Below are 15,482 nucleotides of genomic sequence, written 5' to 3'. Positions count from 1 at the left end.
AGTTAACTTTGGAGAGACGGGAATATGGATCGCGATAAGGCGATAAAATTCATGCACGATCTGTTGCGCATGCTAAAAGCAAAGAATGGTTCGGATCTTTATATTGCTGCTGGCGCGCCGCCGTCAATGAAAATTGATGGACAGTTAACGCCTGTATCAAAACAAAAATTGATGCCTGAACATACGATGGAACTGACTCGCGCCATCATGAATGATAAACAGATCGCTGAGTTTGAAGCGACGAATGAATGTAACTTCGCGATTAGCTTAGTCGGCGTCTCGCGCTTTCGGGTGAACGCATTAGTGCAACGCGGCAGCGTCGGCATGGTGATTCGTTTAATTACTGCTGAAATTCCCACCATGGATCAATTGTTGTTACCGATTGTATTGCGTGACATTGCGATGACTAAACGCGGTTTAGTTATTTTCGTAGGCGCCACGGGTTCGGGTAAATCAACATCACTTGCAGCGATGATTGATTACCGTAATGAAAATAGTCGCGGCCATATTATTACCATCGAAGACCCAATTGAATATGTACACAATCACAAAGGTTGTTTAGTTACACAGCGCGAAATAGGTACTGATACAGATAATTGGTCGATTGCGTTGAAGAATACGTTGCGTCAAGCGCCCGATGTTATCTTGATCGGAGAAGTGCGTGATCGTGAAACCATGGATCATGCTATTGCCTTTGCTGAAACAGGTCACTTATGTTTATGTACCTTGCACGCTAACAGCACTAACCAAGCAATGGATCGGATTATTAACTTCTTCCCTGAAGAACGTCGTCCGCAGTTATTAATGGATTTATCGTTAAATTTAAAATCGATTGTTTCGCAGCGATTGATTCGTACCATCGACGGCAATGGCCGTCGCGCAGCGGTAGAAATATTAATCAATACACCTTTAATGGCGGATTTAATGCTCAAAGGTGAAATTCATGAAATGAAAGGTTTGATGGCAAAATCGCGCGAGCAAGGCATGCAAACATTCGATCAAGCGTTATTTGTTTTGATTGAAGATGATGCAATTAGCTTAGACGAAGGTTTGCGTAACGCTGATTCTGTAAACGATTTGCGCTTGCGGATTAAACTAGACGGTAAACGCGCTAAAGATACGAACTTGTTAGATGAAGTCAAAGGCTACAATCTACAAGAAACTGAATAAATTGCGCACTGAGTTGGGAGTTAACTACATCGCATGAGCACGCCAAATCCAGTATCGCAAAATTTATTAGATCCTTATCTAAAATTAATGGCCGAAAAAGAAGCGTCGGATCTTTATTTCACGACCGGCGCGCCACCGAGTATGAAAGTACAAGGCGCATTACGCCCTTTAAGTAAATCGCGGCTCGAACCCGGCATGACAAAAAAAATTGCCTACTCGATGCTGACCGAAAAACAAATGGGCTTATTCGAAGACAATCTCGAATTAAATTTAGGTGTTAGTAAAGCTGGCTTAGGCCGTTTCCGTGTGAATTTTTATATGCAGCGCGGCGAAGTTTCCATGGTGATTCGTTATATAAAAGGCCGCATACCTAAAATTGAAGAATTAGGTTTGCCTATGGTATTAAAAGATTTAGTCATGAATAAAAATGGCTTGCTGTTGATGGTGGGTGCTACAGGTTCGGGTAAATCTACCACGCTAGCCGCAATGATTGATTATCGTAATGAAACACATGCTGGCCATATTCTGACGATTGAAGATCCTATCGAGTATGTTTATCAACATAAAAAATCTATCATTGGTCAACGTGAAATTGGTTTAGATACTCATTCATATGAAAATGCTTTGCGTGAAGCGATGCGCGAAGCGCCTGATGTAATTTTGATCGGCGAAGTACGCGATCTAGAAACCATGGAAGCCGCAATTACTTATGCGGACACCGGTCATTTATGTTTAAGCACCTTGCACGCCGTGAATGCGAACCAAGCATTAGATCGCGTGATTAATTTATTTCCGCCGCAACAGAAAAATCAAATTTTAATGGACTTGTCTTTAAACCTGCGCGCAGTAGTGTCGCAACGTTTAGTGCCCAGCAAAAGCGGCGGTCGTATTGCCGCAGTTGAAGTTATGATTAATACGCCGCACATTGCCGAATTAATTCGCAAAGGTGAGTTGGGCGGCATTAAAGAAACCATGGAAAAAGCCGGCAAAACCGGCATGCAAACGTTCGATCAATCATTATTTATTTTATACAGCGACGGCAAAATTGATCTTGAACAAGCATTAGCGTTTGCTGATTCGCGTACTAATCTTGAATGGAAAATTAATTTTGGCGGCGGCATGGATTCAGGCAAGAAAAAAGAGCCAACGCGCGACATGCCAACGATCGACCAAGATGAATTAGAAGATTTGTCGGATGAGTTGGGTGATTTGTAGTGATGGATGTAACAACAACACTGGCAAGCTATTTCACATCAGAAGCATATAAATAATAAAGACTTAGGGCTTTCGGCTCGTTTTGTGGCTATGTTTGGATCGTTATTCTTTTCTGTACCAACAGCAATGTTTGTCTGGTTTGCAATGAATGCAAGACTCGCTTCTATGGACGAATTCTTAGCAGCGGATTATTTATAGGGCGGCATTATATGCTTTTCCGGTTTTAGCTTTGTGTTCCCAAATGTGACTGCTTCGGTTTTGGGTGCAGTGGCACGGAATAATAAAGTCAGAAAACTAACGTCGTCTTGTAACAACTCAGGTTGATTCACCTCCGTTATAAAATATTGCTGAAGTAAGTTTGGTTATGACTCAGTAAGAGCATCGCTAAAGTGGAGGTTGGTTTGTTAAGCAAGATGCGCAATCTGGGTAAGACTTCTTCTAAAATGCTTCTATCCGCAGGAATAAAGTCAGAAGAGCAACTCCGCGCCATGGGCAGTGTTGCGGCATTCGTCGCTGTGAAGAACGCGGGCTGCTCCTCAAGTCTCAACTTGTTGTGGGCAATTGAAGGCGCGCTGACAAACCAAGACTGGAAACACGTATCAAGAGATGATCGAGCGTCTCTGCTTTTTCAGCTTGATGACTATGAACGTAGAGAAAAGTGAGTCAAGCAATCACTTGGTTGTTTTTCGAGCGAAGGTCAACCTAACGCCAGCGCACATGCAGGCAGCCGCCTTAGAGCAGAGAACATAAAGAGGTCAGCCGTTTAGAGAGCCTTTCACAACGCAGCGTCTCTTATAATTTGAATAATAGGCAGAAAATTAACACGAGGTTATCCCCGTTTCAGACGTTTAAAACTAAATAGTTTCGCACAAGGATGTGCTTGGCCGGATAGTGTAGCGCGCAATAGTTGTGCACCGATCATGCTATAAGTAATTCCATTACCCCCATAAGCCATCGCGAAATGCACACGTTTGTCATGTTGTTCGTGATTACCAAAAAAAGGTAAGCCATCTTTAGTTTCAGCAAATGTTCCGGCCCAGGCGAAAGCAATTTTAAGCGGCAGCAGTGGAAATAATTTATTAACACGTTTGAGTAATTTAGTTGATTTAGCCGCTACACGTGCATCACGGCGTAAGGGTATATCTATAAGATCATCTTCGCCACCGACTAATAAACGTTCGTCGCCGGTACGCCGTAGGTAAAGATAGGGACGGGCAGATTCCCATATAAGCGTTTGTTTAAGTGCCCCTAATTGATTCGGTAAAGGCTCGCTGATAAATGCATAACTACTACGATTACTGGCAACTTTTTCATCAATCCATTGTTGAGATTCATAACCTGCCGCGATAATCATATGTTTGCAGCGAATAACATGACCATCCTCCGTTTCGATTCGCAACCCACCCCGGACACTAGAAAAATGTTGTAAAGCAGTACGCGCATGGATACGTCCGCCTAATGATTGGATGCGTTTTAATAAACGATGTGTGCATTTATAAGGATCTATTTCAGCCGCTACTGCGCTTAATAATCCAATAGGTGCGTCGATACCAAAGCGCGTATTAAGAGCTGTGCGATCTAAAATAGCCAAACTGAAGCCATTCGCTTGGCGCAATAAACCTTCTTTTTGTATCTGGTTTTTGTGATACCAATGACTCGCAAAATACAAACTTTGCATCAATTGAAAATCAATACCGCGTAGATTTTTAGTTAATTTAGCTAAGGTATGAATCGCCTGTTCGCAAGATTTATAGGCGAGGAGTGCATCGGCAAGGCCATAACGTTCACTTAATGCTTGTAATTCAGTATCTATTTCATATTGTAGTAATGCAGTGCTGGCTGAAGTACTTCCCCAGCCAGCTTCGCGACGATCGATTACGCATACATTCATGCCGGCTTGAGTTAATTCATCGGCGATTAATGCACCTGTAATGCCCGCACCAACTACCAAGACATCGCACTGCAGATTTTCACCTAACCGCGGGAAAGTCTGTAACAGACCGTTTTTGACTAACCAAAATGGCAAACCGCTATTTAAATCCATGAATGCAATCTACTAACGCTATTAATTTTTCTTATCTATGGCTTGGGCTGCCTGTAAATGTTTCTTTAGGGCAGGTAAGGTGTTGTTCGCATAAGCACGAATGTCGGCATCTTTAGAATCTTTTGCGGTTTTTTCAAATAAATAAATCGCGTCTTTATGACCCTCGATCATTTCTTCGATATAAGATTCATCGAAATCTTTATAGTTTTCTTTTTGCAAATCTTTCAGATGCTTTTGATGATCGTCATTTAATTGATCAGGTAGCTGCACATTTTTGCTCGCAGCGAGCGCTTTAAGTTGGTCATTGTTTTTATTGTGTTCCATAGCCAGCATGCTGGCATACGATTTTGTGTTTTTCATAATTGCTCTAGTGGACGCAACTTCAGCAGCCCTAAGTTCAAACAGGCCGATTTGTGCCGCTTTTTGAAAAAAATCAGCGTCATTTGCGCTGACATTGCTAGCCGTTGACGTTTTCAAATTGCTATTCGTATTATCCGCTGACACATGGCCGATAATTGATAAGCTAATAAGGCCTATAAAACCACAGCTGTTGAGAATAAGTTTTTTCATAAAATAATTCCCGCATATAATTATTTTTAAAGTAAGCGCCAACTCTGTTTGGTTGAGCGCTTGTTTAGAGTTTTAATTCTATTTTTCGTTACGCATTAATAATCTATAGATGATTTCTTAATAGATCTGTGCGAAAGCGCACATCCCATTTGTTGTTAAAATCGAATATGTTATAGGACTTATGCATTCCTTAGTCGCATATAAAAACAGCCCGTCAATAATATTGAATAGGCTGTTATAAACGTGATTGATATGCGGCCCTACAGAGTTTTGCGACGCATTAATAGAAAAGATCAAGGGGTCATATTCCTTGATTTAGGGGGTGGACACCGCTAAAGTGCTAACCGTTAACTGAATGCACAGGACACTAAACGACTATGCCACGCCTACCGCGCTTTGCAATTCCCGGCCAGCCCCAACATATCATCCAGCGCGGCGATAATCGCAAAAACATCTTTCGATCCAAGGACGACTATCCCTTTTATCTAGAAAAACTCGGCGAAGCAGCGGACAAGTATTCTTGTGATATTCATGCCTATGTACTCATGCCTAACCATCTGCATTTACTGCTCACGCCGCGTGAAGAGAACAGCATTAGCAAAGTCATGCAATCCGTAGGCCGTTGTTATACGCAGTATTTTAACGATCGCTACAACCGCGCTGGCGCATTATGGGAAGGACGTTATAAAGCCACGTTGATTGACAGCGAACAATACCTATTAACCTGCATGCGTTACATAGAGCTCAATCCTGTCAGAGCGCCACAGAAAGTTAAACACCCTGCAGATTATCTTTGGTCAAGTTATCGACATAATGCGCTGGGCGAAGATAATCCGCTGATCACCGCACACAAAGAATACAAACGCTTAGCTAAAGAAGTGACCGCACGACCAGCCGCTTATCGTGAACTGTTTCGTACTCGCATACCTGAACTTACCCTAGAGGCCTTGCGTGATGCGACCAATAAAGCATGGGTGTTAGGCAGTGATCGTTTTAAACGGCGAATGGAAAAACAATTGGATAGAGCAGTAGAATCAGCAGGGCATGGCGGGGATCGGAAATCCGTGGCTTATCGTAAAGATCATGCAGTCTGACCCTTTGATTTTGCTAACGAATGAAGGGGACTTCCTCGTTCCGAGTAAACCTCGCAGTTGCGGGTTAGTCGTTATGCTTCAGAGTTATGATGACATTTCCTTTCTTGCGCCCGCTGTCGACATAGCGGTGAGCTTCAGCGATCTGTTCAAATGGGTAGCGCCGATCAATGACCGGTCTGAATGCTCCTGCCTCAGCTAGTTCCGCGAGGAAGCGCAAATCCTCTGCCCGCTCTTCTGCTGGCCCAGCGATGATCTTCATGCTGCTCGTCATTGACACCCATGGGATAGGAAGCATGTCTGGCAATCCAGCTAATACCAGCAGCAGACGGCCTCCTTCCTTGAGCGAATCCTTGCTGCGAGAGAAAGGCGCTGTGCCAACCGTATCAACAATAACGTCATAGGTTTCGCCATTCCGCGTGAAGTCCTCTCGGGTGTAGTCGATGACATGCGTCGCGCCCAGTGACCTGACCCAATCCAGGTTCGCAGCACTACATACTCCGGTTACTTCTGCCCCAAAATGTTTGGCGAGTTGTACTGCAGCGGTGCCGATACTGCCGGAAGCGCCATTTATGAGTAATTTATCCCCACGCTGAAGCTTGCCTCTCCTGAAGAAATCCAACACTGTTGTCCCGCCAAACGACATTGCGGCGGCTTCATCGTAGGTAAGGCAGCTCGGTTTCAGCGCCATCGCGCCATCTTCGGGTATGCATTTGTACTCCGCGTGAGCCGCCATTCCGAAACCGCTAATGGCAAAAACCGGATCCCCAACCTTGAACTTTGTGACGTTTTTGCCAATCGATTCAATGTCGCCGGCGATTTCTGTTCCCAGAATGGACTGCCTTGGTTTCGTGATGCCAAAAATCAGACGCGAGATGAGTCCGAATCCGCGAGGAATATTGAGACTGCGCAATCGGCAATCCGCTGAAGTGACTGTTGTTGCATGTATTTTTATCAGGACTTCGTTGTCCTTGGGGATGGGTTTCACCACCTCCTTCAGCTGAAGAACATCGGGTGACCCGTATTTTTCATACACCATTGCTTTCATGAAACCCGGAGCGTTCGGCATTAGTGTGCAAGCTCATTTTTGAAGTCTTCCCGCACAGAAGGCGGCCAATCCGGATCAACAAATTTGGTTTGAAGCGGTTTATTGTTCACGATGCCGATCTTCCCTCGATTTAACAGACAGTTTTAGTGACAGGCAAATCGCCGCTCATATTCTGGGCTGACGTAGCCTAAGTATGAATGACGTCGTTGGCGATTGTAAAACACTTCCAGTGTATTCAAATAGACTTTGCTTAGCATCGGATTTGGTTTTGTAATCTTCATGACCAATCCATTCTGTTTTCAATGTATCAGAAAAACTTTCAGCCACCGCGTTATCCAAGCATTCGCCTTTACGACGCATGCTGCAAATTAATTGATAGTCCGTCAGTCATTTTTGGTAAACACCTGAAGCATAGGTACTGCCGCGATCAGCATGTGCAATAACGGATTTGCATTTTCCTCGTCTCCACACGGGCATCGTTAATGCATCTTGAGCCGACGCGGCATTATTTTTGTCGTCCATCGACTAACTTAAAATCAAGGGGCTAAACTAATTATTTATTTCATGTGTGATGCGACTAATAAAGCTTGGGTGTTAGACAGTGATCGTTTTAAACAGTGAGAAAAACAATTGGATAGAGCGGTAGAATCAGCAGGGCATGGCGGGGATCGAAAATCGGTGGCTTATCGTAAGGAACAAGAGTCTGAGCCTTGACTCTTCTCTATGACCAAGATCGATTCCGTAATGAGCATATTATCGCAAACAAATGCAGCGAAAGAGCGTGTTGTACTTTCGCCTGAAGATGTTTGCAAACAGAAGCATGGGCAGCAAATAAAATTAAAAAATATTGTGAATGATCTGGAGCCCAATGGAGTGATTTATGAGTCTTGATGAAATAGTGAATGAATTTCGATTAGTAAGAATATCAATCCAGTCTCGCCCTTTGATTATGAATCAAGCAGTCGTAATTTTTAATGGGATCGAGTAGGAGAATGGATAGTCATCTTAAAATTAAGGTCATGATGATATTTCTCATCAACGCTTTATCAGGCAGGTACGTAAGATGAAAACGATTTGGCGATGGCTCTCCAAGGGCTTGCTATGGGTATTCGCGTTTGCAGTTGGTTTGCTGCTGGTGATGATTGCGATTAACTTCTTTGACGAAGATCTTGCACCAGAGACGACGGTTCTACTTACTGCGCCTCCTAATCAGTTTAGCGCCGATCAAAATCTTTACTTGGCCTTATTGGGGTCTGATGCTCCAATGGGTGAGTCACCGGTTGCCTTTGGTCTCGAAAAAGTCAAAGAATACGAAGTCGGTCTAGAGGCCAGACTTAAAGATCCGCGTATTGCGCTCGAGGATGTGTCGAAAAAAAATCCACGGTTACTCGACTTCAAAGGCAAGCTCGATTTCTGCCATCCGTTGCAAACGTCGTGTTGGGACAAAATCGAGAATCACAAAGACGAGATTGAGAAGTTACTCGATGACAACCGAGAACTGTACCAACGTTATCTCGCCTTAAAAAACTTTACAGGCTACTACGACACTGCGACACCGAGCTTATATTCCCCGCTGATCTATCCATCATCACAAATACGATCTTTGTTTCTTGTCAATTTTGCAGTGCAGATGAAAAGTCAAAATCTACACCAACAAAAAGCAGCACTTATGGATTTAGACGGAGATATTCGTGTTTGGCGCGCTATGTTGATGGGAGAGGGCGATCTAGTTTCAAAGATGAGTGCCGTTGCATATCTACAAGGAGACTATTTAATGCTGGCCGACATGATTGCGGATAGCACTATCGATCTGTCAAGTTTTTCAACGGAACTCGATCATATGGTGATGCAGTTCGACCAAGACGACTGGAAAATTGGCAAGATGTTCACCTACGAGTTTAGGACGATGACAAGTATATGGGATCGAATGTCTCGTGACGCAGACGCGCAATTTGATATTCGCAACGCAATAGCGGGAGATACGCCAAAATGGTGGGAACGTTATTGGAGTCGCTTCAGCCTCCATTTTTACAAAGCACGCGCAACAGTAAATCTGAACTCAAAAGTAATACAACAATTGACTAAGATGACTGACGCCGAACCAGAAAACGTTTACGTAGCTCGTGATGCATACTCGACTTGGATGAGGAAAAATCTGAGCTTTGGACTTAATTTCGCGTACAACCCTATGGGCAAAACCTTATTAGCGATCGGTGCTTCAATGTACGAAACTACCCCTTGCGTGCTTACGATGCTGCTGCGCTACAGCGCATGGTTAAGTTGGGTTATGAGATTCGTCGCCAAAAAATTACGACTAAAGAGATTCCCGCATTTATTCAACAACACCCAGAATGGGCGACTCATCCTGTGAGTGGACAAGCATTTTCTTGGGACGCAGATAAAAATGAAATCGCGATAAAACCAGTCGGCGAACAACAGAAGGATCGGCGCTTCAAAATATCCGTTTGGCAAGATAGAAAATCAAGGGGTCAGACTTTTTGAGTTCAAAATTATATTTTCATACGGCGCTATGCCCGTTGTTTATTGCGCCCCATTCGCTAAAAAGCGTTTTAGCATGAGGGTTTAATTGATTGTAAAAAATTTGACGATCACCCCATATTCTTTTTAAAGCTCAATAATAATTTCTGTGCTTGTGTAGGGTTTGCTGAAAACTCTTCGCCAGTAAAACGATAATTCATTAATTCATTATATCCCGGCAACGATTCGTTATTTTCGTTATCTAGGTTTTTGAATCCCATCGACCAATCGGGAAATTGTCTTACTTCGACGTTGTCTTGTAATAAAACCAAGGTGCCTTTGTGTCTGTTATCCAGCGATATTTTTTCATAGAGTGCGCGTACTACTGATTCTTCGCCTTCTAAGCTTTGCATAAAGTTGCCGTCTTTATATAGCAGCATGCCGCTAATGTTTAGGGTTGTATTGTTGGCGCGGCTTACGCTTAATAAATCGCGTAGTTGTTCTGTAGAAAAAGGTTGGGTTGCAGAACTGACATAAATCATGAAAAACATAAGAACTCCATCTTCGCGGACGGTATGAATTTTTTGCAATCACAGAAAGTGCTTAGCGGCGGAGATGACGTTGGGTTTAATAAAATATTACAGATCGCGTTCGATTATTTTGCCATTTACAAGTGTGAGTTGTACTTGATGATTAAATGCCCAACCATCAAACGGCGTGTTATGGCCGCGACTAATCATCTGTGCGGAATTGAGAGTCCAGTTGGCATTGGGATTAATAATGGCGATATCGGCGGGTGTGTTTACGGCTAATTGTCCTACTGATAAACCCAAAATTTCTGCGGGTTTGCGCGTCAGACAGGTTAGTACGGTCGATAAATCTAGTTGTTGCGTCGCTACCAGTTTTAAGCAAAGTGGCAATAACGTTTCTAGCGCGGAAATTCCGGGCGCTGTCATCGGAAATGGATTTGCTTTCGCATCACTTTCGTGTGGTTGATGATCGGAGCAAATAGCATCGATGCTGCCGTTACGAATACCTGCTAATAATCCTAAGCGATCAGTTTCATCGCGCAGTGGCGGCAGTACATGAGCGCGCGCGTCGAAGTGCGCAATGGCGGAATCATTTAAAAGTAATTGATGCGCGGCTACATCGGCGGTGATGTTTAAACCGCGCTGTTTGGCAACTGCAATCATTTCGACGCTGCGCGCTGCAGATAAACGTCCGAAATGGGCTTTAACGCCGACTTCTTCAATCAAAATTAAACATTGCGCTAGCGCACTGGTTTCAGCTGACACGGGAATACCCATTAAACCGAGTTGCGCGGCGATGTAACCATCGTGCGCCACGCCATCGGCGGACAGCGCCAGATCCATGGGTGAAATGTGTACGGTTAAATCGAAAGTAGCAGCGTATTCAAACGCGCGGCGTAACACGCGATTATTACTTAAGGGTTTAAACGCATTAGAAACACCTAAACATCCCGCTTGTTTTAACGCCAACATTTCACTGAGTTGTTCGCCTTTTAATCCAACCGTTAACGCGCCTAAGGTTTGTAATTTAGCGCCGCCTGCGCTCAGTGCGCGCTGTTGTATCAGTTCGACTACAGCGGGTTCGTCAATCACCGGATCGGTATCCGGTGGTAAACATAAAGTAGTAATGCCGGCATTGGCAGCGGCGCGTGTTTCGGTTGCGATCGTGGTTTTATATTCTGCGCCAGGTTCGCGTAGACGTGCTGCTAAATCAACAACACCAGGAATCACCCACTGTTTATTCGCGTCGATAATGTGATCGGCTTTAAAATTGGCGGGCGTTTTGTCGATGCCAACAATGACACCTTGTTCAATATAAAGATGAGCGACGCGATCTAATTTATTCGCGGGATCCAGCAAGCGACCGTTTTGAATGACAATGCGCGTGCTCATGTTTTTGCACTCGCTGTTTGTTGACGATTTTGCAGTGTCATTGCCATCACCGCCATGCGCACTGCAATACCATTAGTTACTTGTTCGAGAATGACTGATTGCGGCCCGTCGGCAACGCTGGATGCAATTTCAACACCGCGATTCGCAGGCCCCGGATGCATCACGATCGCATCAGGTTTTGCTAGACGCAAACGTTCAGGGGTTAAACCATAGCTGTGATAAAACTCATGTTCGCTGGGTAATAAACCACTTTGCATACGTTCTTTTTGTAAGCGCAACATGATGATGACATCCACATCGCGTAGACCTTGTTGTAAGTCATGAAAAACGCTGACACCCCATTGTGCAATAGAGGTCGGTAGTAAAGTACGTGGTGCAATGACGCGAATTTCAGCGGTGGCCATCGTTTTTAAAGCGTGAATTTGTGAGCGTGCAACGCGAGAGTGCAAGATGTCACCGACGATTGCGATGCGTAGTTTTTTGAAATCTGTTTTGTGACGACGTATCGTAAATAAATCTAATAATGCTTGGGTGGGATGTGCGTGTCGACCATCACCTGCGTTAATGACGCTAACGTGGGGCGCAACATGTTGCGCAAGAAAATTCACCGCACCGCTATCGGCGTGACGCACGACAAACATATCGCTGTGCATCGCTTCAATATTTTTGATGGTGTCGAGCAGCGTTTCGCCTTTCGAGGTTGCAGATGTCGCGATATTAACGTTGAGTACATCCGCTGATAAGCGTTTGGCTGCGAGTTCAAACGTGGTGCGTGTGCGTGTGCTGGTTTCAAAAAATAAATTGGCGACGGTTTTGCCTTGTAGCAAAGGCACTTTTTTTATAGAGGCAGTATTGAGATCAATAAAAGATTCAGATTGATCGAGAATATGTTCTATCAGCGAACGGGATAAACCCTCGGTGTCGAGCAGGTGTTGCAGTTTCCCATCGGGAGTTAATTGCAGGTTGTGGGTGCTCATGCCGTCTTAGCCGCGTAAGGGAGGCCATTATAGCGGGAATGCGGGCCGAACACGCAGCGAATTTTAGAGTGTGGCGTTAGGAAGATTTTAGATTTTGTTGCTGGGCCAACCAGCGCTGCAAAATTAAACTCGCGGCGACGCGATCATTATCACCTTTGCGGACTTTGCGATTGCGAATGCCAGTGGCGCGTTGGTGTTGCATCAGGCTATCCGCTTCACGAGAACTTAAAGCTTCGTTTTGTAAAAACACCGGCAATTGAAAACGTAGTTCTAGTGCTTTGGCAAAACGTTTGGCGGGCTCAGTCATATCGCCAGGACTGCCATCAGGGAATAGCGGTAAGCCCACGACTAATCCATGTGGGCGCCATTCGCGAACTAATTTATCCAGTGCTAACCAATCGGGTTCACCGTCTTTAGCATCAACAATGGCTACCGGCGATGCGGTGTTAGTAAACGTTTGGCCACTGGCTACGCCGATACGCTTCAAACCAAAATCGAATCCTAATAGCGAATTGATGACGGGATTTTCAGGCATGACCTGTTTGTGAGCTGAGTAAATTAAGATCTACACCCATGGCATGCGCAGCGCTTTGCCATAATTTATCGGGTGGCGTGTTAAATATCATATCGCTATCAGCGGGCATGGTTAACCACGCGCTGTCGGCGATTTCTTGTTCCAATTGTCCAGGTGACCAGCCGGCGTAACCGAGCGCAATAATATTCTCGGCGGGACCTTTGCCTTGCGCAATGACTTCTAAAATATCGCGTGAAGACGTTAAGGTGACATCGTCTTGCACGGTAAGGCTGGCTTCCCAATCACCGCTGGGTCTATGCAAAATAAAACCGCGTTCTGCTTGCATGGGCCCGCCTGCTAATAACAAACGTTCTTTGGTATTTTTGTCGGCATCGCGAATGCCGAGTTGACCAAATAATTCACCGACACGATATTCTGTAATTCGATTTAAGACGATGCCCATGGTGCCGTCATCATCATGTTCGCAAATGTAAATGAGCGCATGGAAAAAATGCGGATTTTTTAACGCGGGCATGGCGAGCAAAAAATGATGTGCAAGATGGGTTGCTGACATGATTGTCCTGTGTTGAGTACTTATATATTAAATCGGCGCCAGACAGTTAATGTGTTTGTAAATCGCCTTGCTGAAATTGCCAGGTGCGCACAATTTGTAAATGATCGGCTTTTTTACGCAGATTAGGTGGGAACGGTGGATACGGTGTGCCCATTTCAACAACGCGTTTCGCAGCGTCATCTAAAATGCGATGACCTGATGATTGAATTAAACGAATCGCAACAATGCTGCCATCCCATTTTAATTCGACTTCTAGAATCAAATCGCCTTCGAGTTTTTTTACACGCGCTTCATTAGGGTAATTGATATTGCCTAAGCGTTCGATTTTTTCTACCCATTGCTGCATGTATTGTGCAGATACAATTTCATGAGTGCTGGCGCTAACGACTAATTTAGTCGGACGTTTTGCATAAGTATCCATTGATTGATTGAGTTCGGCCGTTAATCGGGCGATTTCTAAATCATATTCAAACGGTTTTTCTTCTTCATTAACAGTCGGTTCGGTTTTTTCCATCGCTTCAGTGAGCGCGGTTTTTTCTTCCGCTTGTAATTGTGTTAGCACCCGCATTTGTTCTTGTGTGAGCGGTTTTATTTTGCCGGCTTCCATGGGTTGGGGCGCGATGCCTTGATTAATAGAAGGTTCGGTTGAAGCAAATAAATCACTGGGTCGCGCACGTTCTTCCGACGTGCCGCCGCCGGTTTGCGAGGTTTGCGCGAGATAATCGGCTTCGTCGGGGCGATCATTGTCGTGTTGTTGCACCAGAATAATATCCAGCGTCGGTGGCGGCTTTAAATTAGCCAAGTCACCCGGTACAAAAGACACGCCTAAAATAAGCACCGCATGCGCCGCCGCCGCTAAAAATAAAGTTAGGCTTAAACGATCTGCCGCGCTAATTTTTAGCGCCGCAGGCGTGGGCAGCAACATTTGTGTGGTTGCCGACGTTGGATGGATGGCTGATAAGTTTTCTTTCAACATGTGAGGCGATTCTACCGCCAACAGCGCATGGATAACTACTTTAAATTAGCTAGCCATTATCGAACGGAGGAAGTTGGGTGTTGGTTTATTTATTTACTAACAAATAGTCCAGCACTTCGTGCGTGTTTTTATCGAGCACAATAAAAACGGTGTCATTTGTGTAACGTGGGCTGTAGCGATAAAAAAGCAGATCGCCCTGATCGATTTTGTATTTGGACAGAATTTCTTTCAAGGTGGCAGCATCTACTGCGTTTTCAATATTAACGGCGGCTGTAGTCGGTAAACGATTTTGCAGAGAATTGTATTGATCTATGCGTAAATGCGGAATGGGATAACCCGCTTTATACATTTCGTTGAAAAATGTTTTACGTTGCGCCTTGTCGGTAGGCGGCACAATTTCATAAAGCGCAGGCCAGCTGACTAGGTTGGTATTCGGTGTATCGGCTTGAATGTTTAATGCCGCAAGTTGATTCTGCGCATCTTTTAATTGTGACGGAGTAAAACCGATGGCGGCATTGCTTGCAAAAGTGATGACTGCCGGTCTGCTATGGTAGACAGTGATGATGCCTATTATTAAGGCGATGATTTGTAATGTGGCAATAACGCTGACATCCAGCGTAAGACCAGGTTTGTGTTTCTTAAAAAACATGAGCGTGAGTGCTGGGCCTAGGACGATGTCGACACCCGCAATAATTCGTAAACCTTGCCAACCGCCGTCGGTATAAAACAAGGCAGCGGGATACCAAATAAAAATGATTAATGCCGATAATATTGAAAAAATAACTAAACCGATTATTAAGTGCACGGAAAATGCGCGCAGCCGACTGAATTGCCCTAACCAAGCATCGCTAGATTTTGTTTTTTGTTTCCATGAAGTCGACATAGTGTTCCCGCCGGTACCCG

16 protein-coding genes are annotated in these 15,482 nt (G+C 44.6%); 5 read left to right on the top strand and 11 right to left on the bottom strand.

The window, feature by feature from the left end:
- Positions 1-24 precede the first annotated feature (24 nt).
- The 3 genes from H0W44_02090 (at position 25) to H0W44_02080 (ending at position 3,047) form a co-directional block, all read left to right on the top strand.
- Positions 25-1,170: a PilT/PilU family type 4a pilus ATPase gene (locus H0W44_02090; protein ID MBA3581223.1), complete on the top strand. Its 1,146-nt coding sequence runs from the start codon at positions 25-27 to the stop codon at positions 1,168-1,170.
- A gap of 33 nt (positions 1,171-1,203) precedes the next feature.
- Positions 1,204-2,385 carry a PilT/PilU family type 4a pilus ATPase gene (locus tag H0W44_02085; protein MBA3581222.1) on the top strand — a complete coding sequence of 394 codons (1,182 nt, stop codon included), beginning with the start codon at positions 1,204-1,206 and terminating at the stop codon, positions 2,383-2,385.
- Between the two features lie 413 nt (positions 2,386-2,798).
- Positions 2,799-3,047, top strand: coding sequence for a TfoX/Sxy family protein (locus H0W44_02080; GenBank protein MBA3581221.1), 249 nt, complete (start codon positions 2,799-2,801; stop codon positions 3,045-3,047).
- 167 nt (positions 3,048-3,214) lie between these two features.
- On the opposite strand, the gene H0W44_02075 is transcribed toward H0W44_02080, so the two are convergent.
- Positions 3,215-4,429, bottom strand: coding sequence for an FAD-binding oxidoreductase (locus H0W44_02075; protein MBA3581220.1), 1,215 nt, complete (start codon positions 4,427-4,429; stop codon positions 3,215-3,217).
- 21 nt (positions 4,430-4,450) lie between these two features.
- Complete coding sequence (locus H0W44_02070; GenBank protein ID MBA3581219.1) at positions 4,451-4,999, bottom strand: DUF4142 domain-containing protein; 549 nt, start codon at positions 4,997-4,999, stop codon at positions 4,451-4,453.
- 377 nt (positions 5,000-5,376) lie between these two features.
- Here H0W44_02070 and H0W44_02065 point away from each other — a divergent pair, with 377 nt between their 5' ends.
- Positions 5,377-6,093: a transposase gene (locus H0W44_02065; protein MBA3581218.1), complete on the top strand. Its 717-nt coding sequence runs from the start codon at positions 5,377-5,379 to the stop codon at positions 6,091-6,093.
- Between the two features lie 64 nt (positions 6,094-6,157).
- Here the strand turns inward: H0W44_02065 and H0W44_02060 are convergent, their stop codons facing one another.
- A complete protein-coding gene (locus H0W44_02060; GenBank protein ID MBA3581217.1) occupies positions 6,158-7,138 on the bottom strand; it encodes an NAD(P)-dependent alcohol dehydrogenase in 981 nt (326 codons plus the stop codon).
- Between the two features lie 165 nt (positions 7,139-7,303).
- Entirely contained in the window at positions 7,304-7,477 is a 174-nt protein-coding gene (locus tag H0W44_02055) for a hypothetical protein (GenBank protein MBA3581216.1), read from the bottom strand.
- A gap of 724 nt (positions 7,478-8,201) precedes the next feature.
- On the opposite strand from H0W44_02055, the gene H0W44_02050 reads away from it, so the two are divergent.
- Positions 8,202-9,509, top strand: a complete 1,308-nt coding sequence (locus tag H0W44_02050; GenBank protein ID MBA3581215.1) for a hypothetical protein — start codon at positions 8,202-8,204, stop codon at positions 9,507-9,509.
- A 238-nt stretch (positions 9,510-9,747) separates the two neighbouring features.
- On the opposite strand, the gene H0W44_02045 is transcribed toward H0W44_02050, so the two are convergent.
- From H0W44_02045 to H0W44_02015, 7 genes are all read right to left on the bottom strand, one after another.
- Positions 9,748-10,167, bottom strand: a complete 420-nt coding sequence (locus tag H0W44_02045; protein ID MBA3581214.1) for a BLUF domain-containing protein — start codon at positions 10,165-10,167, stop codon at positions 9,748-9,750.
- 87 nt (positions 10,168-10,254) lie between these two features.
- Positions 10,255-11,538, bottom strand: coding sequence for a dihydroorotase (locus tag H0W44_02040; protein ID MBA3581213.1), 1,284 nt, complete (start codon positions 11,536-11,538; stop codon positions 10,255-10,257).
- A complete protein-coding gene (locus tag H0W44_02035; GenBank protein ID MBA3581212.1) occupies positions 11,535-12,515 on the bottom strand; it encodes an aspartate carbamoyltransferase catalytic subunit in 981 nt (326 codons plus the stop codon). The genes H0W44_02040 and H0W44_02035 overlap by 4 nt, the downstream gene beginning before the upstream one ends.
- Positions 12,516-12,591: 76 nt before the next feature.
- Complete coding sequence (gene ruvX / locus H0W44_02030; protein MBA3581211.1) at positions 12,592-13,050, bottom strand: Holliday junction resolvase RuvX; 459 nt, start codon at positions 13,048-13,050, stop codon at positions 12,592-12,594.
- A complete protein-coding gene (locus H0W44_02025) occupies positions 13,043-13,606 on the bottom strand; it encodes a YqgE/AlgH family protein (protein MBA3581210.1) in 564 nt (187 codons plus the stop codon). The genes ruvX and H0W44_02025 overlap by 8 nt, the downstream gene beginning before the upstream one ends.
- 43 nt (positions 13,607-13,649) lie before the next feature.
- On the bottom strand, positions 13,650-14,579 hold the full coding sequence (locus H0W44_02020; GenBank protein MBA3581209.1) for an energy transducer TonB: 930 nt from the start codon (positions 14,577-14,579) through the stop codon (positions 13,650-13,652).
- Between the two features lie 85 nt (positions 14,580-14,664).
- Positions 14,665-15,462 (bottom strand): hypothetical protein, encoded by a 798-nt coding sequence (locus tag H0W44_02015; GenBank protein ID MBA3581208.1) that lies wholly within the window; start codon positions 15,460-15,462, stop codon positions 14,665-14,667.
- Between the last annotated feature and the right edge of the window lie 20 nt (positions 15,463-15,482).

The sequence above is a fragment of the Gammaproteobacteria bacterium genome, assembly GCA_013817245.1.
In the GTDB taxonomy this organism is placed as follows: Bacteria; Pseudomonadota; Gammaproteobacteria; order HTCC5015; family HTCC5015; genus JACDDA01.
Note: the sequence above shows the minus strand (reverse complement) of the source record. Positions and strands in the feature narration are given on the sequence as shown.